The organism is Rhizobium sp. IBUN (assembly GCF_000510625.1).
Lineage (GTDB): Bacteria > Pseudomonadota > Alphaproteobacteria > Rhizobiales > Rhizobiaceae > Rhizobium > Rhizobium altiplani.
Window position 1 is genome coordinate 1 of sequence record NZ_AZNV01000011.1, and the last position, 16,332, is coordinate 16,332.

Annotated in this window: 17 protein-coding genes; 12 read left to right on the plus strand and 5 right to left on the minus strand. The window is 59.8% G+C overall.

From position 1 onward, the window contains the following. Positions 1-301: 301 nt before the first annotated feature. A complete protein-coding gene (locus tag RHIBUN_RS0112300; RefSeq protein WP_018116867.1) occupies positions 302-1,135 on the plus strand; it encodes an oxidoreductase in 834 nt (277 codons plus the stop codon). A 72-nt stretch (positions 1,136-1,207) separates the two neighbouring features. Here RHIBUN_RS0112300 and RHIBUN_RS0112305 read toward each other — a convergent pair whose 3' ends face one another. Continuing rightward, complete coding sequence (locus RHIBUN_RS0112305) at positions 1,208-1,840, minus strand: outer membrane protein (protein ID WP_018116866.1); 633 nt, start codon at positions 1,838-1,840, stop codon at positions 1,208-1,210. A gap of 362 nt (positions 1,841-2,202) precedes the next feature. Here RHIBUN_RS0112305 and RHIBUN_RS0112310 point away from each other — a divergent pair, with 362 nt between their 5' ends. The 5 genes from RHIBUN_RS0112310 (at position 2,203) to RHIBUN_RS0112330 (ending at position 6,427) form a co-directional block, all read left to right on the plus strand. Further along, the gene (locus RHIBUN_RS0112310; RefSeq protein WP_025659805.1) at positions 2,203-2,970 is read left to right on the plus strand and encodes an SDR family oxidoreductase; all 768 of its coding nucleotides are present in this window, start codon (positions 2,203-2,205) and stop codon (positions 2,968-2,970) included. Further along, positions 2,967-5,006, plus strand: a complete 2,040-nt coding sequence (uvrC, locus tag RHIBUN_RS0112315; protein ID WP_025659806.1) for an excinuclease ABC subunit UvrC — start codon at positions 2,967-2,969, stop codon at positions 5,004-5,006. Before RHIBUN_RS0112310 ends, uvrC begins: the two co-directional genes overlap by 4 nt. Positions 5,007-5,116: 110 nt before the next feature. After that, positions 5,117-5,707, plus strand: a complete 591-nt coding sequence (pgsA, locus tag RHIBUN_RS0112320) for a CDP-diacylglycerol--glycerol-3-phosphate 3-phosphatidyltransferase (RefSeq protein ID WP_018116863.1) — start codon at positions 5,117-5,119, stop codon at positions 5,705-5,707. After that, complete coding sequence (gene moaD, locus RHIBUN_RS0112325) at positions 5,704-5,958, plus strand: molybdopterin converting factor subunit 1 (protein ID WP_018116862.1); 255 nt, start codon at positions 5,704-5,706, stop codon at positions 5,956-5,958. The genes pgsA and moaD overlap by 4 nt, the downstream gene beginning before the upstream one ends. Position 5,959: 1 nt before the next feature. Next, on the plus strand, positions 5,960-6,427 hold the full coding sequence (locus RHIBUN_RS0112330; protein ID WP_025659807.1) for a molybdenum cofactor biosynthesis protein MoaE: 468 nt from the start codon (positions 5,960-5,962) through the stop codon (positions 6,425-6,427). Here the strand turns inward: RHIBUN_RS0112330 and RHIBUN_RS0112335 are convergent, their stop codons facing one another. Then, positions 6,428-7,324, minus strand: a complete 897-nt coding sequence (locus tag RHIBUN_RS0112335; RefSeq protein WP_025659808.1) for a branched-chain amino acid ABC transporter permease — start codon at positions 7,322-7,324, stop codon at positions 6,428-6,430. 63 nt (positions 7,325-7,387) lie between these two features. Here RHIBUN_RS0112335 and RHIBUN_RS0112340 point away from each other — a divergent pair, with 63 nt between their 5' ends. Then, positions 7,388-7,939, plus strand: a complete 552-nt coding sequence (locus RHIBUN_RS0112340) for a CGNR zinc finger domain-containing protein (protein WP_025659809.1) — start codon at positions 7,388-7,390, stop codon at positions 7,937-7,939. Then, positions 7,936-8,439 carry a hypothetical protein gene (locus RHIBUN_RS0112345; RefSeq protein WP_018859163.1) on the plus strand — a complete coding sequence of 168 codons (504 nt, stop codon included), beginning with the start codon at positions 7,936-7,938 and terminating at the stop codon, positions 8,437-8,439. The genes RHIBUN_RS0112340 and RHIBUN_RS0112345 overlap by 4 nt, the downstream gene beginning before the upstream one ends. A 68-nt stretch (positions 8,440-8,507) precedes the next feature. On the opposite strand, the gene ndk is transcribed toward RHIBUN_RS0112345, so the two are convergent. Next, complete coding sequence (gene ndk / locus RHIBUN_RS0112350; protein WP_025659810.1) at positions 8,508-8,930, minus strand: nucleoside-diphosphate kinase; 423 nt, start codon at positions 8,928-8,930, stop codon at positions 8,508-8,510. A gap of 347 nt (positions 8,931-9,277) precedes the next feature. Here ndk and RHIBUN_RS0112355 point away from each other — a divergent pair, with 347 nt between their 5' ends. From RHIBUN_RS0112355 to RHIBUN_RS0112370, 4 genes are all read left to right on the plus strand, one after another. Continuing rightward, a complete protein-coding gene (locus RHIBUN_RS0112355; protein WP_198021146.1) occupies positions 9,278-10,330 on the plus strand; it encodes a GGDEF domain-containing protein in 1,053 nt (350 codons plus the stop codon). Between the two features lie 47 nt (positions 10,331-10,377). Beyond that, the gene (gene abc-f, locus RHIBUN_RS0112360; RefSeq protein ID WP_025659812.1) at positions 10,378-12,261 is read left to right on the plus strand and encodes a ribosomal protection-like ABC-F family protein; all 1,884 of its coding nucleotides are present in this window, start codon (positions 10,378-10,380) and stop codon (positions 12,259-12,261) included. 128 nt (positions 12,262-12,389) lie between these two features. Further along, on the plus strand, positions 12,390-13,220 hold the full coding sequence (locus tag RHIBUN_RS0112365; protein ID WP_025659813.1) for a polysaccharide deacetylase family protein: 831 nt from the start codon (positions 12,390-12,392) through the stop codon (positions 13,218-13,220). A 95-nt stretch (positions 13,221-13,315) separates the two neighbouring features. Next, positions 13,316-14,242, plus strand: coding sequence for a Gfo/Idh/MocA family oxidoreductase (locus RHIBUN_RS0112370; RefSeq protein WP_025659814.1), 927 nt, complete (start codon positions 13,316-13,318; stop codon positions 14,240-14,242). 35 nt (positions 14,243-14,277) lie between these two features. Here RHIBUN_RS0112370 and RHIBUN_RS0112375 read toward each other — a convergent pair whose 3' ends face one another. Then, positions 14,278-14,727 (minus strand): DNA polymerase III subunit chi, encoded by a 450-nt coding sequence (locus RHIBUN_RS0112375; RefSeq protein ID WP_018116853.1) that lies wholly within the window; start codon positions 14,725-14,727, stop codon positions 14,278-14,280. Further along, the gene (locus RHIBUN_RS0112380) at positions 14,724-16,217 is read right to left on the minus strand and encodes a leucyl aminopeptidase (RefSeq protein ID WP_025659815.1); all 1,494 of its coding nucleotides are present in this window, start codon (positions 16,215-16,217) and stop codon (positions 14,724-14,726) included. The genes RHIBUN_RS0112375 and RHIBUN_RS0112380 overlap by 4 nt, the downstream gene beginning before the upstream one ends. Between the last annotated feature and the right edge of the window lie 115 nt (positions 16,218-16,332).

Sequence of the window (16,332 nt, forward strand, 5' to 3'; positions counted from 1 at the left end):
GGAAGGCGCGTCGACGATATCCCGGTTGTCCTGATGATCGTCTAGCGAGCCCGGTAGGACTGGGCTGCGCTCCTTAGGGAGAATGGGAAACCGGGAGCCGAACATCACTCTGTGACCGAAGCCAACGCATCAGGTCACGCATTGGAGATTGGTTCGAGAACCGCAGGACGGCAACACTCTGTCCAGCGGAAGGAAAGATTGAGCCGATCGGCGTCGATGCCGATCAAAACGAAACTGAACCCAAGGAAAAGCCGCCAGTTCAAGGCGTTTTGCCCCTTGTGTTCTTTCATTGGAGATCGTCATGCGTGTTTGGTTCATTACAGGGGCATCGCGTGGTTTCGGCGGCCTCATCGCCCAGGAAGCTCTCAATGCCGGCGACGCCGTTGTCGCTACGGCGCGTAACCCGAAGGGTCTTGAAGAGAAATTCGGCAATCATCCCAATCTGCTCGCCGTGTCGCTTGACGTGACGGACGAAGCCTCGGCGCACAAGGCAACTGAAGCAGCCGTCAAGCGCTTCGGCAAGATCGACATCCTGCTCAACAATGCCGGTTTCGGCCTGCTCGGCGCCGTGGAAGAAGCAACCACTGAGGAGATCGAAAAGCTCTACGCAACAAACGTCTTCGGCCTGCTAAAGGTCACCCGCGCGGTCCTGCCGCACATGCGTCGCCAGCGCTCGGGGCAGGTGCTGAATATCTCGTCCATCGGCGGCTACGAGTCGCATGCCGGCTGGGGTATCTATTGCTCGACCAAGTTCGCGGTCGAAGGTATCTCCGAGGCTCTCGCTGCTGAAGTGGCCCCACTCGGCATCAAGGTGACGGTCGTCGAGCCCGGTTTCTTCCGCACCGACTTCCTCGACGAGAGCTCACTGGCCGTTAGTCCCAGCTCGATTGCCGACTACAAGGAGACGCCGGTCGGCGCGATGCGCGAATTCGCAGCCGGCCATAACCACCAGCAGCCCGGCGACCCTGCTCGATTTGCCAAGGCGATGGTCACGCTGGCGCATTCCGACAATCCTCCGCTGCGCATGCCCTTCGGGAGCGATACCGTGGCGGTGATCGAAGCCAAGAACGCCCATGTCGCCAAAGAACTCGCTGCATGGCGTGAGCTTGCCGTCTCGACTGACTTTCCCAAATAGGCCGCAAGCAGTTCATCGCAGAAACAAAAAAGCCGGGCTGGGAACCCGGCTTTTCCGCATTCGATGTTCGGCTTAGAACTTGACGCCGATACCGACTTTGACGCTGTGCTCGTCGTAGCCACGCGAAATGTTCGCGCCGCCTACGTGGAAGTCGCTGTCAGCGTAGTTGGTGTAGCGGTACTCGACACGGGCCGTGATGTTGTTGGTGACGAAGGTTTCCGCTCCTGCACCAACCGTGTAGCCGAGCGACGTGTCGGTGTCGGAGCCAGCGGCGTTGCTGAACTTGTTCTTGGTCGCAGCGAGACCGGCCGTGCCGTACAGCAGGAACGGATTCAGGTCGTAGCCGATACGGCCGCGGATCGAGCCGTTGACTTCGTTCTTGCCTTCGCCGCCGCCAGCAGCGCCGTCAGCACCGGAATAGCCGATGTCGGCTTCGGCACCGTAAACGATCTGGCCAGCCTGCCAGTTGTAGCCGGTGTAGACTTGGCCGCCGAGCGCACGCGCGTTGTACTTGTTGCCAAAGCCGCCCATGTTGTAGGTGCCGGCACCACCGAGGTAGAAGCCCTGCCAGTTGGCAGCGGGAGCCGGCTCATTCTGTGCAACCGGAGCTTCCGGGATCTGATCAACGGCATCGGCTGCATAAGCGGCGGAAAACCCACCAAGGGCAACGGTCGAAACCAACAGGCTAGCAATAAACGTACGCATACTCGTCTCCTTTCAGACCCGCGCCCTTCGTCAACTGTCCTACAGCGAAGCATTCGCGGGTTATTACAAATGTCCCTTGCGGTTCGGAAGGGAAATTGATGCCCAATTGAGGATTTGAAAGAGCCAAATTGTGATTTGATTGTGGCGCGGGGGCGGCTGAAATTCGATGTTGCTTTGCCGCAACAGACTATTTGTTAACCATAATAAATGGTTAAATCATGAATACTTATTTTGCGGAATTATATTCTTAAATAATACATACAGTAATTCCGGCAACATCGCAATGAAAACGGCTATTTATCTCATCTTCTCCCGCGCCTATATAAGCAGCGAACAGAGTTGCGCGGCGAAAAGGCATTATTTTGAACAAGAAAAGACTTCGAACGGCGCTGGTAACGGGGGCGGCGAAAAGAATAGGCCGGGCAATCGCTGTGGATTTGGCTGCGAATGGCTTTGCGGTCGCAATCCATGCCAGCCGCTCGATTGAGGAGGCCGAGAATTTCGCGGCGGAATTGCGGCAAAACGGTTCCCGGGCGATTGCCGTAAGGGCTGACCTTACGGAAGTTGGCGAGACGAGCGACCTGATAAAAAGGGCATCGGAAGCGATCGGGCCGATCGATCTCCTCGTCAACAACGCCTCTGTTTTCCACGAGGACTCCGTCCGCCACATCGATGCCGACGCCTGGGACGAGCACTTCGCGGTCCATGTTCGCGCCCCCTCGATTCTGTCGGCTGGCTTTGCGGCGCAATTGCCCGACGAGACGGATGGTCTCGTCGTCAACATCATCGACCAGCGCGTTTGGGCGCTGCGGCCGAGCTTCTATTCCTACACACTGTCTAAGTCCGCCCTGTGGACGGCGACGCAGACCATGGCGCAGGCGCTCGCGCCGCGTATCCGTGTCAATGCGATCGGTCCCGGCCCCTCGATGCCGAGCGAGCGACAGTCGCAAGAAGACTTCCAAGCGCAGGTTTCAGCGCTTATCCTCAAACGAGGGCCGCAGCTCGGGGAATTCGGCAAAACGATTCGCTTCCTCTACGAAACGCCCTCGATCACCGGTCAAATGATTGCCCTGGATGGCGGCCAGCATCTTGCCTGGCAGACGCCAGATGTGGCGGAGATTACGGAATGAATTCAAGAAAGCTGCCGGATGGCGGCGTTCTTTACGACGAAACGGACGACGCAGACGACGAAATCGAAGTGGAGAGCGACGTCTCCGCTGCGCCCACCACGACTGCGATCGATTGGAACGAAGGCGGGGTGAACGAAACCGGCCTCGTCGGCGCCGACCTGATCGCCGAATTCGTCAAGCGACTGCCCAACAGCCCTGGCGTCTACCGCATGTTCAACGAGGCCGGCGACGTGCTTTACGTCGGCAAGGCCCGCAGCCTGAAGAAGCGCGTCAGCAACTACGCGCTCGGGCGCGTGCACTCCAACCGGATCGCCCAGATGGTACGGTTGACGGCGAACATGGAGTTCGTGACGACCCGCACCGAGACGGAAGCGCTGCTGCTGGAAGCGAATCTTATCAAGCGCTTGCGGCCTCGTTTTAATGTGCTCTTACGTGACGATAAGTCGTTTCCCTACATTCTGATCACGGGGGACCACCGCGCCCCGGCCATCTTCAAGCACCGCGGCGCCCGCGCTCGCAAGGGCGACTATTTCGGTCCCTTCGCGTCAGCCGGCGCCGTCGGTCGGACGATCAACTCGCTGCAGCGCGCTTTCCTCATCAGGACTTGTACCGACAGCGTCTTCGAGACGCGCACCCGCCCCTGCCTTCTCTACCAGATCAAGCGCTGTTCGGCGCCATGCACGCATGAGATCAGTGACGAGGGCTACGCCGAGCTCGTGCAGGAGGCCAAGGATTTCCTCTCCGGCAAGAGCCAGAAGGTCAAGGAGCATATGGCCGAGGCGATGAATGTCGCTTCCGAGGATCTCGACTTCGAACGCGCCGCCGTCTACCGCGACCGCCTGGCTTCGCTGTCGCATGTTTCCAGTCACCAGGGCATCAACCCCGCGGGCGTGGAAGAGGCGGATGTCTTTGCGATCCATCATGAGGGCGGGATCTCCTGTATCCAGGTGTTCTTCTTCCGCACTGGGCAGAACTGGGGCAACCGCGCCTATTTCCCGAAGGCTGACCCGCAGCTCTCGGCTGCCGAGGTGTTGAACGCCTTCCTCGCGCAGTTCTACGACGACAAGCCGGTACCGAAGCAGATCCTGCTGTCGGAGACCGTAGAGGAACTCGAACTGCTCGCTGCCGCGCTCGGCGAAAAGGCCGGACACAAAGTATCGATCCTCATTCCGCAGCGCGGAGAGAAACGTGACCTCGTGGAACACGTGATTGCCAATGCCCGCGAGGCGCATGGCCGCAAACTCGCTGAAACCGCGTCGCAATCGCGGTTGCTCGAGGGGTTCAAGGAGACCTTCAAGCTTCCCTATGTGCCACAGCGCGTCGAGATCTACGACAACTCGCACATCATGGGCACCAATGCGGTCGGCGGCATGGTCGTCGCGGGACAGGAAGGCTTCGTGAAGAGCCAATACCGGAAGTTCAACATCAAATCGACCGACATCACGCCGGGCGACGACTTCGGCATGATGCGCGAGGTGATGACACGACGCTTCTCGCGTCTGCTGAAAGAAGAAGGCATTCCCGATCGCAGCCAACCGGCATCGCCGGCGGATGCCGCCGACATGCCCTTCCCCGCTTGGCCGGACGTCATCCTGATCGACGGCGGCCAGGGACAGATGACGGCCGTGCGTGCGATCCTTGAGGAATTGGGGATCACCGACAGTGTGATCGCCATCGGCGTTGCCAAGGGCGTCGACCGCGACGCCGGGCGCGAGCGCTTCTTCCCACCGGGACGCGAGAGCTTCACGCTGCCGCCGCGCGATCCCGTACTCTATTTTATCCAGCGCATGCGCGACGAAGCGCACCGCTTCGCCATCGGCTCGCATCGCGCCCGGCGCAAGAAGGAGATGGTCAAGAACCCGCTTGATGAGATCGGCGGGATCGGACCGTCGCGCAAGCGCGCCCTGTTGCAGCACTTCGGAACCGCGAAAGCGGTCTCCCGCGCCGCTTTGTCCGATCTGATGACCGTCGAAGGCATTTCGGAGACCGTCGCCAAGCAGGTTTATAATCATTTTCACGATGACGCCGCGAAATAGGTGGCGTCAGTCGCAAATTCCACGCAAAGGCAGCGAAAAAATATAAAGAATGTTGACGCTTTACGCTCAAAGCCGTCATCTACGAGCACATAACTTCAGAGACATGTTTCATGGCATCGCGCGCATATAATATACCGAACCTGCTGACCTATGGCCGCATTCTGGCAGTACCGTTGATCGTGCTGTGCTTTTTCCTCGAAGGAAAGCTGGCGATCAGCAATACGGCACGATGGGTGGCGCTGTGGATCTTCATCATCGCGTCGATCACCGACTTTCTCGACGGCTATCTCGCCCGCATATGGAACCAGACGTCGAACATCGGCCGAATGCTCGATCCGATCGCCGACAAGCTGCTGGTCGCCTCCATTCTTCTCCTGGTAGCGGCCGACCAGACGATTGCCGGTTGGTCGATCTGGGCTGCAATCACCATTCTCTGCCGCGAGATCCTGGTCTCCGGTCTGCGCGAATATCTGGCAGCCCTGAAGGTCAGCGTGCCCGTAACCCGGATTGCCAAGTGGAAGACCACGGTGCAGCTGGTTGCGATCGCGTTCCTGCTCGCTGGCCCCGCTGGAGACGAAATCTTCCCTTACACAACGAAGACCGGCATCGGCCTTCTCTGGATCGCAGCACTGCTGACGATCTATACCGGCTATGACTATTTCCGGGCGGGCCTCAAGCACATCGTGGATGATGAAGAATGACAAAGCTCGTCTATTTCGCCTGGGTGCGCGAACGGATCGGCAAGGCCGAAGAAGAAATGACCTTGCCCTCTTCCGTCGTTTCCGTTGCCGACCTTCTGAATCATTTGAAGACGATGGGCGAAGAATATGAGACCGCGCTTCAGTTTCCAGACGTCATCCGCGTCGCGGTCGACCAGGAGCACGTCGAGCATGACGAACCGATCGGCAACGCCAGGGAGATCGGCATCTTCCCGCCGATGACCGGAGGCTGAAGTGAGCAGCAAGGTCGAGCCTTATATTCGCGTCCAACGCGAGGACTTCGACCTTCAGGCGGAAGTCGATCGGCTCAGTACGCAAACCAGCGGCATCGGCGCGATCGTCACATTCTCGGGCCTGTGCCGTGACGAAGGCGGCAAGCTTGCAGCACTCGAACTCGAACACTATCCGGGCATGGCCGAGGCCGAGATGAGCCGGATCGCCAGCCTTGCGATCGAGCGCTTCGGGCTCCTCGGGCTGACCGCCATCCACCGTTACGGCAAGATCGCCGCACGGGAGAATATCGTGCTTGTCATCGCCGCGGCGCCGCATCGGCAGGCCGCGTTCGATGGCGCGAACTTCGTGATGGACTATCTGAAGACAGCCGCTCCCTTCTGGAAGAAAGAGCACGGCAAGGATGGTTCGACGGGCGGATGGGTCGCGGCCAAGGATGCAGATGACGCTGCCCGCGACAAATGGAAATAGTCAGGGTATCGCCCGCTCCCTCCGGCTGAGGACGAGAAGAAGCACGAGCAGCGAGAACACCACAAGGTCACGCCAGAGAAAAGGGCCGTAAGCGCTCCACATCGTCTCCGCGACACCGAGACCGGCGGCACCGCCGGCCGACTTCAACGGATCTGAATATCCGCCGACGGCTGCCACCATCAGCACCTTGAGGCCGAACATCAGGCCAGCACCGAAATCCATCGTGCCGTAATAGCAGGTCGCAAGAATGCCGCATACCGTGGCGATCAGGGCAGCCGCCGCGTAGGCGACGAGAAAGACGCGATCGGCGCTGGTGCCACATAATTCTGCGGCCAGGGGATCGTCGGTCACGGCCCGCCAGACGCGGCCCCAGGAGGTCAGCCTCATGACGGCAACGCCGAGCGCGATCATGGCGCACATCAATGCGGTATTGATCAGCTGGATCTCAGTGAGCGTCACCTTAAACGCCCCGTCATTCCAGAAGACGACGACGCTGTTCAGGAACGGCGAAAGCCATAGGCTCTTGGTGTCGGATGCGAGCCTCGCCGTCTCCATCAGCACGATGGTGATGCCGAGCGCCGCGACGATCACGGTGTTCGACGACTGGCGAACCAGCGGCAGCATGATGGAACGGCCAATCCAGACCGCGGCCAGCATCGAATAGATGAGCGAGAACAGAGCCCCCAGCGCCAGCGCAGCCGGCAGGATCAACCAGAGCCTGTTGTAGCCAAGATCCGTGAAAAGCAGGAGAATCTGGCCCGAGAACGCGAAGATCGCGCCGTAGGTGATGTCCGCACGCTTAGTGACCCCGAAGGCGACGGCGTAGCCAAAGGCAAGCGCAGCATAGAGCGCCGCCAGCGGTACCGCGTTCGCCAATTGCTGCAGCAGATAGGCCATCAAAAGCTCCTGATTGCTTAAATCATAACTAGCAAAACTTATTTTACCAGTTATATTTTCATCATGAGCTTTGCCTGGACCCCACACCGCTTTTCCGGAGGCGCATTGGCGCTGGATGTCGCCAACAGCGTCGTGCTTCGCCATGACGAGGCGCGACGGATCGACCGTTTCGAAGCACCCGCTCAACTGGAAGCCTTTCCGCAGGCTGCGGCGGAATTCTGCGCTGAGCGGGCGCTCTTCGGCGACATGGCCGCTCCGGCCCCACAGAACAAAAGAAACTTTCTGGAGTTGCGCGAGGCGACGGACAGGTATTTCCGGACTCGTGTTTCAGGCGAAACCGATGACCGGCTGCTCGCCGATCTTCTGGAAGCGCTGGCGCGCACGTTGCGTGGCGCCAATGGAGCAAACGGCCTTGATGCGGCAACAGCGCATTCGGTGTTGCGGCTGATCGCGATGCCGGATCCCGAGCGCATGAAGATCTGCCGCAACTGCGGCTGGCTCTTCATCGACCGGAGCAAGAACAGAAGTCGCGCCTGGTGCGACATGGCGGTGTGCGGCAATCGCGCCAAGGCGAGCCGCCACTATCGCCGCAGGAAAAAGGAGGAAGCGCCATGAAAGCGCTGTTGATGGCCGTTTCCGTTGCAGCCGCAATGCTGACGGGATGCCAGCGAGAGACCGACAAGCTGGTCGAGATCAGCGGTCGCGTCTTCGTTTTCAACTACAGGATCGCGGTCGCGACCTATGTCGTGACGCTCAACAAGAAGGCGCCGATACCGGAAGGCACCGTCGCCATCGCGGAGTTCGAGAACCCGGCGGGCGGTGACGTGCTGGTCACAAACGAAAAGATCTATCCGTTCTGGGACAAGATCACGCTGCAGAGCCCCGCACTTCATTGCGTCAAGAAGGATAAGCCTTACGCGGTGAACGTTCGCCTCGTCGATGCCAGGGGCGAAACCTTGCAGAGCCTGAAGACTGAGGTGATCTCCAGCCTCGATCAGTCGGTCATGCCCGGCAAGCCCCTCGTCGTTGGGCCGCTCTATACGAAGAACCCCGAGGTTTTCAAACCTGACGGCACCGTGGACTACGATACTGCCGCAACCTGTCCTTCAACGTAGAAAAGCCGGAGCAAAGCCCCGGCTTTCAGTCAATTCAAAAGCTTCAGCGGTTTCGCTGAAAGCCTGAATCAGCCGACGATTTCGGTGTCGGCGAACCAGTACTTGATTTCCTGGGCAGCGGTTTCCGGAGCGTCCGAACCGTGAACCGAGTTTTCGCCGATCGAAAGGGCGTGAACCTTACGGATCGTGCCTTCGTCAGCGTTTGCCGGGTTGGTCGCACCCATGACTTCGCGGTTCTTGAGGATGGCACCTTCGCCTTCCAGAACCTGAACGACGGTCGGGCCGGAGGTCATGGTTTCAACGAGTTCGCCGAAGAACGGGCGTTCCTTGTGAACGGCGTAGAAGCCTTCAGCTTCCCGCTTGCTCATCCAGACGCGCTTGGAGGCGACGACACGCAGGCCGGCATCTTCGAGCATCTTGGTAATAGCGCCCGTCAGGTTGCGCTTCGTTGCGTCCGGCTTGATCATCGAGAAAGTGCGTTCAATCGCCATGGGTCAAATTCCTTTATTTCGTGGGAAAAGTGGGCGGTGTTTACCCGCCCGATAGCCTGAAAACAAGTGGGCATGGGCAATTTCACGCGGCTGTCATGCAACGATTGCCCTCGTCGACTGATAGCGACGTCTCCAACACGCGCTTCGCCACACGATACCGGTTCCGCTACAACCAACATCCAACGTCCGCCAGGACAGTAAATGTCAGATGGATACGCTCCATTAACCGCGTTTCACTGTTCAGCACCACAATTCAACTACAAACGACCGAATTTAAGCTATTTTTAGCGCGGTAGTTGCATAGAGAAGCCAACCGCCGGCGCCACAGTCGGCACGAGGGGAACGTCATGCGAACTGCGCCAAACTCACAGGTACAACGAGAAGCCGCACCGCGCCCGGCCGCCGCCCCCACCGATATTCAGCGGATCGCCCAGCATATGACACGGCTCGCGATTGCGGGCCTGCCGCGCAACTACGAACTCCTGTACGAGGCGATCATCGGCCAGAACGCTGCCCTAGCACAGGACATCGCGGCGCTCGGGCCAAGCCCGCGGCAAGCCTCGCTCGATGAAATCGGCCTGAAGTATCGGCTCGTCAGCCATTGCGGTCTCTCAAGCGAAATCTCGCATGCAGAGACAAGCAGGATGCTGCGCGACGCGGTGGACCGACTTTCGGACAGCTTGCGCCAGAAGCAGGCATTCCTGCGCGCTGCAGAAACAGCATTGCAATCCATTGCAGGAAAACCTGACCAAAGCCTCGGCTCCTTCATGAGCGAGATGGAGTATCTGTCGACCTCCCTCTCAAACGTGCTCGCTTCGGAAAAGGAGATCGAGGCCCGGCTGAAGAGCGACGTCGAACGCCTGGAAGCAATCGAGCTTGGTATCGCTGCTGCTCATTCCGCGTCGGTCACCGACAAGCTCACAGGGATCCCCAACCGCATCGCCCTCAATAAGGCGATCGCCGATCTCTACGACCGGGAGGAAGGTGCTGCCGGCAGCGCCCTCATCATGGTCGACGTCGACGACTTCAAGGCATTCAACAGCCGCTACGGCACACAGATCGGCACGCGCCTCCTGAAGAAGCTCGCGGATCTCTTCCGCAAGTCGATCAAGAAGAACGATCTTGTTGCGCGCACCGATGGTGACGAGTTCGCCTTCCTGTTCGCCAATGTCGGGATGCAGGAAGCTCTGGCGATTGCCGATCGCCTCCGAGCGTCGGTAGAAGATCACATGACATTCGCGGCATCCGACAACGCTGCCCCCTCGGGCCTTACGATTTCGCTCGGCATTGCTCTAAGCGCCGACGCAACGACGGCATCGCAGCTGCAGGCAAATGCACGCGTTGCCCTTCACGCCGCTCAGTCAAATCGACGGCAGCCCGTGCAAGCCTTCGGTCGCTGAGCCGGAGGCTCTTGCGCTGATCGCGGCTTTCGGCCAAAACGCCGGCCATGATCACGATTTCCGATATCTCCGCACGTATTGCCGGCCGCCTGCTTCTCGATCACGCCAGCGTTTCGCTGCCAGCCGGCACGAAGGCCGGTCTTGTCGGTCGGAATGGCGCCGGCAAATCCACACTGTTTCGAGTGATCACCGGCGATGTAGCCGCGGAAAGCGGTTCCGTGTCGATCCCGAAGAATGCACGCATCGGACAGGTCGCTCAGGAAGCACCGGGAACGGAAGACGCGCTGATCGAAATCGTACTGGCAGCCGACAAGGAGCGCTCAGCCTTGCTGGCGGAGGCGGAAAGCGCCACCGATCCGCATCGCATCGCTGAAATCCAGATGCGGCTGGTGGATATCGACGCCCATTCCGCGGAAGCGCGTGCTGCCAGCATCCTCGCTGGCCTCGGTTTCGACCAGGAGGCGCAATCGCGTCCGGCGTCGTCCTTCTCGGGCGGCTGGCGGATGCGTGTCGCCCTCGCCGCGGTGCTGTTTTCCGAGCCCGACCTGCTGCTCCTCGACGAGCCGACCAACTACCTCGACCTCGAAGGCACACTGTGGCTCGAGGATTACGTGCGCCGATATCCGCACACCGTCATCGTCATCAGCCACGACCGCGACCTGCTGAACAACGCCGTCAACTCGATCGTCCATCTCGATCAGAAGAAGCTGACCTTCTATCGCGGCGGATACGACCAGTTTGAACGGCAGAAGGCCGAAGCGGACGAGTTGCAGACGAAGGCGCGAGCCAAGAACGAGGCGGCGCGCAAACACCTGCAGAGCTTCATCGACCGCTTCAAGGCAAAGGCCTCCAAGGCACGCCAGGCGCAGAGCCGCGTCAAGGCGTTGGAGCGCATGGGAACGGTGGCTGCCGTCATCGAAGACCACGTACAGCCGATCACCTTCCCCGAGCCGGAAAAGCAACCTGCCTCCCCGATCGTGGCTATCAGCGGCGGCGCTGTTGGCTACGAGCCCGGCAAACCTATCCTGAAGGGCCTCAATCTGCGGATCGACAATGACGATCGCATCGCGCTGCTCGGCTCCAATGGCAACGGCAAATCCACCTTCGCGAAATTCATTTCCGGTCGCATGTCGGCGGAGGCGGGCGAGGTCAAGCTCGCGCCGAACCTGAAGATCGGCTTTTTCGCGCAGCACCAGCTCGACGATCTGATTCCGGACCAGTCGCCGGTTGATCACGTGCGCCGTTTGATGCTCGACGCGCCGGAAGCGAAGGTGCGGGCGCGAGTCGCTCAGATGGGGCTTGCGACCGAAAAGATGTCCACCGCGGCCAAGGATCTTTCCGGGGGGGAGAAGGCGCGCCTGCTGATGGGGCTCGCGGCTTTCCACGCGCCCAACCTCCTGATCCTCGACGAACCGACCAACCACCTCGACATCGACAGCCGTCGGGCGCTCATCGAGGCGCTGAACGATTACGAGGGCGCGGTCATTCTCATTTCGCACGACCGCCACCTTATCGAGGCAACCGTCGATCGGCTGTGGCTCGTCAACAAGGGCACCGTCACGACCTTCGAAGGCGATATGGACGAGTACCGCGATCTCGTTGTCGCATCGGGCAAGAAGAAGGACGAGAAACCACAGCTTGCTGAAGAACCCGCCTCGAGGGCCGACCAGCGCAAGCTCAATGCCGAGAAGCGCGCTTCGCTGGCGCCGCTCAAGAAAAAGATCAACGAAATCGAATCCTTGACCGGCAAGCTGGAGAAATTGATTCAGGCGCTTGATGCAGAACTTGCGGATCCGCTGCTTTACGAAAAGGCGCCTGCGAAGGCTGCGGAAAAGGCCAAGCAACGTGGCGAGGCTGCAGCAAAGCTCACCGCCGCCGAGGAGCAGTGGCTGGAGCTTTCCTCCGAATACGAAGATGCGATGGCAGGATAGCCACAAGTATGGCTGGAAGCTTGTCGGGTTGAGCACGATTCGACGCGTTCCGGGGCGATCGAAACCGATCGTTAACCATAATCATCAAGGTTGCCTCAACTTTCATTACTGATTTGTTGAGCCCTTTTATGCATCGCTTTGCCCTCATTTCCGGTGCCATCTTGAGCATGGCCCTGGCCGGCTGCCAATCCACCAGGCATCCTGCGCCTGACACCACAATGACCACCTCCTCCATCGTCGCGCCTGAAGGCAGCCCGGCAACGGGGACCGATGCTGCCCTGCCCCAAATGTCGAGCGACAGCCGCCTGCATCACCTCGCCGGTCGAGCACTCATCGTCGCGTCCATTCATGACCTGCACCTCCAGGACAAGGAGGTCATCCTCAGCTTCGATGACGGTCCGATCCCCGGCCGCACGGACCGTGTCCTCGCGACACTGGACCACTTCGGCGTCAAGGGCGCCTTCATGATGGTCGGCGAAATGGCGGAACGACATCCGGAGCTTGCCCGCAAGATCGCGTCTGAAGGCAACGCGATCGGCAGCCACACCTACCAGCACGAGAACCTGGCGACGCTGACCTTGGACATGGCCATGAAGGAAATCACACGCGGCGAGGCCGCCGTGACCAAGGCGACCGGCGGCGACGTCAACTTCTTTCGCTTTCCATACCTTGCCGATAGCCAGAAGCTTCGTGGCGCCGTGGCAATGCGCGATATGGTGGTGATGGATGTGGACGTCGACAGCAAGGACTACTTCAATACATCGCCAGCCTCCGTCACCAAGCGGACGATGGACCTGCTGCACAAGCGGGGCCGCGGCATCATCCTCATGCACGACATCCACAATCGCACGGCGACAATGCTGCCGACGCTCCTTTCAACCCTTGAGGCCGAGGGGTATAAGGTCGTAACGCTGCAGTTCAAGAAGCCGACGGCACCGGCCGAAATGGCGTCCATCTGACGGGCCTATCGACGCTTGCCCCCCGGTTTCTTTCTGCTAAAACAGGCGCAAAATAAATCATACTTTTGAGCGAAACACCGAACGCGAGCACCAGCATGTCACCTATCAACCTCGCCATCGTTGGCGTCGGCAAGATCGTCCGCGACCAGCACCTCCCCTCGATTGCAAAGAATCCGGACTTCAAGCTCGTTGCAACGGCGAGTCGCCACGGCACCGTCGAAGGCATCCAGAGCTTCACGACGATCGATGCAATGCTCGACGCAGTTCCGGCGATCGATGCCGTTTCGCTCTGCATGCCGCCGCAGTATCGCTACGAGGCAGCGCACAAGGCGCTTTCCGCCGCCAAGCATGTGTTCCTCGAAAAGCCTCCGGGCGCGACTCTAAGCGAAGTGGCCGATCTCGAAAAGCTGGCGGCCAGCAAGGGCGTTTCGCTGTTTGCGAGCTGGCATTCCCGCTACGCAGCAGCTGTCGAAGCCACGAAGTCCTTCCTCGCGTCGACGAAGATCAAGAGCGTTCATGTCATCTGGAAGGAAGACGTTCGCCACTGGCATCCGAACCAGGACTGGATCTGGCAAGCCGGCGGCCTTGGCGTCTTCGACCCGGGCATCAACGCCCTTTCGATCGTTACCCACATCCTCCCAAAGGCGATCTTCCTGACAGGCGCAACGCTCGAATTCCCGGAAAATCGCGATGCGCCGATCGCCGCGGATCTGCACTTCCAGAACGCTGACGGCGTGCCGGTTCATGCCGAATTCGACTGGCGTCAGACCGGCAAGCAGAGCTGGGACATCCTCGCAGAAACCGAAGCCGGCCATGTGGAGCTTGCGGAAGGCGGCTCCAAGCTGTCGATCAATGGCGAGCTGAAGTTTTCGGCGCCCGAGGAAGAGTACCCCGCGCTTTACCGGCGCTTTGCGGAAATCGTCAAAGCCGGCAAATCCGACGTCGATCTGGCGCCGCTTCGCCACGTTGCCGATGCCTTCATGCTCGGCAGGCGCAAGTTCGTCGACGCCTTCCACGATTGATTTCAAATGAAAAAGCCCGCTTGAAGCGGGCTTTTTCATGCTTTTTTTTCCCAACGCCCTTCCGGGGTCTGTTGCCAATAGGTGAGGTTATGTCCTTCGCCTTTCAGGTTCTTCCATTGCGCGCGAGCCCCTTCGAGCTGCGCCTGGTCGTAACCATCGAACATAAAGACGATCCGGCTATAAGGCTCGACCGGCGGCGGCTCAGCTCCATCGACAATAAATCGTACCGTCGCCGCGTTGGAATTCCCTTCGGAAACCGTAAGGAGAACCGGCTGATTTGCCGCCAGGTCCCCCTCATCCGTGCCATGCGGCAGGAAGCTATCCTCGCGAAATGTCCAGAGATGCTGATCGAGCAGGTCGCGTCGCGCAGCGTCTTTCAACTGCACCGCGACCCGCCAGCCGCGCTCGACGCTTTTCTCGAGCAACGGCGGGAGGGCATCCTCCAGCTTGGATTCCGTCAGATGGTAAAACAGAACTTCCGTCATGACTCGTAGTTGGCACGCACCAGCTCATCGAGTAGGCGTACGCCGTAACCGGAACCCCAGGACTGATTGATCTCATCCTGCGGCGAGCCCATTGCCGTTCCTGCGATGTCTAGGTGTGCCCAAGGCGTTTCCTGCACGAATCGCTTCAGGAAATGAGCGGCGGTGATCGATCCCGCATGACGGCCGCCGGAGTTCTTCATGTCGGCGAACTTGCTGTCGATCAGCTTGTCATACTCCTTGCCGAGCGGCATGCGCCACAGCTTTTCGCTGCTTGTCAAGCCGGCATCGGTCAGCTGCGCGGAGAGCTCATCGTCATTCGAGAACAGACCGGCGTGGACATTGCCGAGCGCAACAAGGATAGCGCCGGTCAATGTTGCCAGATTGATCATGAATTTCGGCTTGAAGCGATCGTTGCAATACCACAACGCGTCACACAGAACGAGCCGGCCTTCAGCATCGGTATTGATGATCTCGATCGTCTGGCCCGACATCGAGGTAACGATGTCGCCGGGACGCTGCGCGTTTCCGTCGGGCATATTTTCGACCAGACCGATGATGCCGACCGCGTTCACGGCTGCCTTGCGGGCAGCGAGGACATGCATCAGGCCGGTGACAGCGGCAGCACCGCCCATGTCACCCTTCATTTCCTCCATGCCGGCAGCGGGCTTGATCGAAATGCCGCCGGTATCAAAGACCACGCCCTTGCCGATGAAGGCGACCGGACTCTCGCCGCTCTTGCCGCCCTTCCACTGCATGACCGCCAGACGCGGGGGCCTGACCGAGCCTTGTGCCACGCCCAGCAGGGCGCCCATGCCAAGCTTTTGCATTTCCTTCTCGGTGAGGATTTCTACCTCGACCCCAAGTTTCTGCAATTCGCTTGCCTTGGCGGCAAACTCCACCGGACCCAGAACATTCGGCGGCTCGTTCACAAGATCGCGGGCCAGGTTAACGCCCGCCGCAACGGCTTCCGAGAGCTTGAAGGCTTCTGCCGCCTCTGTCGCTTTGGCGGTAATGATCTTGATCGGCACCTGCCCATTCCGGCCATTGCCGTCCTCGTCCTTCTTCTTGGTCTTGTAGGTATCGAAGCTATAGGCGCGCAAAAGCATTCCAAGCGCAAAATCCGCCGCTTCCTTCGCTCCGACGCCGGCACCCGGCGCATCGACGAAGATTGCGACCTTTTCGGCCTTCTTGATCTTGGATGCGGCGACGCCGCCAGCCTTCAGCCAATCGTGAGCGGTCAGCTCTTCAGGTTTGCCGAGTCCTACCACGATAAGCCGCTCAGCTGCGGACCTCTCGGGCGCAACGAGATCCAGCACAGTCGTCGCCTTGGCGGAGAAGCCGGCGATCTTTGCTGCTCTCGGGATGACGCCAGCGGGATCCGCAAGCTTGGCCCCGGCGGCAAGGTCCGTTCCGCTTGCCTGCAGGAGGATCGCGTAGCCACCGGCGATCTCGGTGGAGCTTGCAAATGAGATATCGAACTTGGCTGACATGTCTTCTCCAGTGGGATTGTCCTAAATCCGCTCTATCCGATCATTTCGGGTTTCACCCCCGAAAACAAGTCTTCGGGATGAGGCCGTGGCGGCCTGACTAACCGCCAACCCGTTA

What these genes read in the sequence shown, in the direction of transcription:
- RHIBUN_RS0112300 (WP_018116867.1), top strand. Translation starts at nt 302, where the DNA reads ATGCGTGTTTGGTTCATTACAGGGGCATCGCGTGGTTTCGGCGGCCTC.
- RHIBUN_RS0112305 (WP_018116866.1), bottom strand. Translation starts at nt 1,840, where the DNA reads ATGCGTACGTTTATTGCTAGCCTGTTGGTTTCGACCGTTGCCCTTGGT.
- RHIBUN_RS0112355 (WP_198021146.1), top strand. Translation starts at nt 9,278, where the DNA reads ATGCGAACTGCGCCAAACTCACAGGTACAACGAGAAGCCGCACCGCGC.
- RHIBUN_RS0112380 (WP_025659815.1), bottom strand. Translation starts at nt 16,217, where the DNA reads ATGTCAGCCAAGTTCGATATCTCATTTGCAAGCTCCACCGAGATCGCC.
- RHIBUN_RS0112335 (WP_025659808.1), bottom strand. Translation starts at nt 7,324, where the DNA reads ATGGCCTATCTGCTGCAGCAATTGGCGAACGCGGTACCGCTGGCGGCG.
- uvrC (WP_025659806.1), top strand. Translation starts at nt 2,967, where the DNA reads ATGAATTCAAGAAAGCTGCCGGATGGCGGCGTTCTTTACGACGAAACG.
- pgsA (WP_018116863.1), top strand. Translation starts at nt 5,117, where the DNA reads ATGGCATCGCGCGCATATAATATACCGAACCTGCTGACCTATGGCCGC.
- RHIBUN_RS0112345 (WP_018859163.1), top strand. Translation starts at nt 7,936, where the DNA reads ATGAAAGCGCTGTTGATGGCCGTTTCCGTTGCAGCCGCAATGCTGACG.
- ndk (WP_025659810.1), bottom strand. Translation starts at nt 8,930, where the DNA reads ATGGCGATTGAACGCACTTTCTCGATGATCAAGCCGGACGCAACGAAG.
- RHIBUN_RS0112365 (WP_025659813.1), top strand. Translation starts at nt 12,390, where the DNA reads ATGCATCGCTTTGCCCTCATTTCCGGTGCCATCTTGAGCATGGCCCTG.
- RHIBUN_RS0112340 (WP_025659809.1), top strand. Translation starts at nt 7,388, where the DNA reads ATGAGCTTTGCCTGGACCCCACACCGCTTTTCCGGAGGCGCATTGGCG.
- RHIBUN_RS0112375 (WP_018116853.1), bottom strand. Translation starts at nt 14,727, where the DNA reads ATGACGGAAGTTCTGTTTTACCATCTGACGGAATCCAAGCTGGAGGAT.
- RHIBUN_RS0112370 (WP_025659814.1), top strand. Translation starts at nt 13,316, where the DNA reads ATGTCACCTATCAACCTCGCCATCGTTGGCGTCGGCAAGATCGTCCGC.
- abc-f (WP_025659812.1), top strand. Translation starts at nt 10,378, where the DNA reads ATGATCACGATTTCCGATATCTCCGCACGTATTGCCGGCCGCCTGCTT.
- moaD (WP_018116862.1), top strand. Translation starts at nt 5,704, where the DNA reads ATGACAAAGCTCGTCTATTTCGCCTGGGTGCGCGAACGGATCGGCAAG.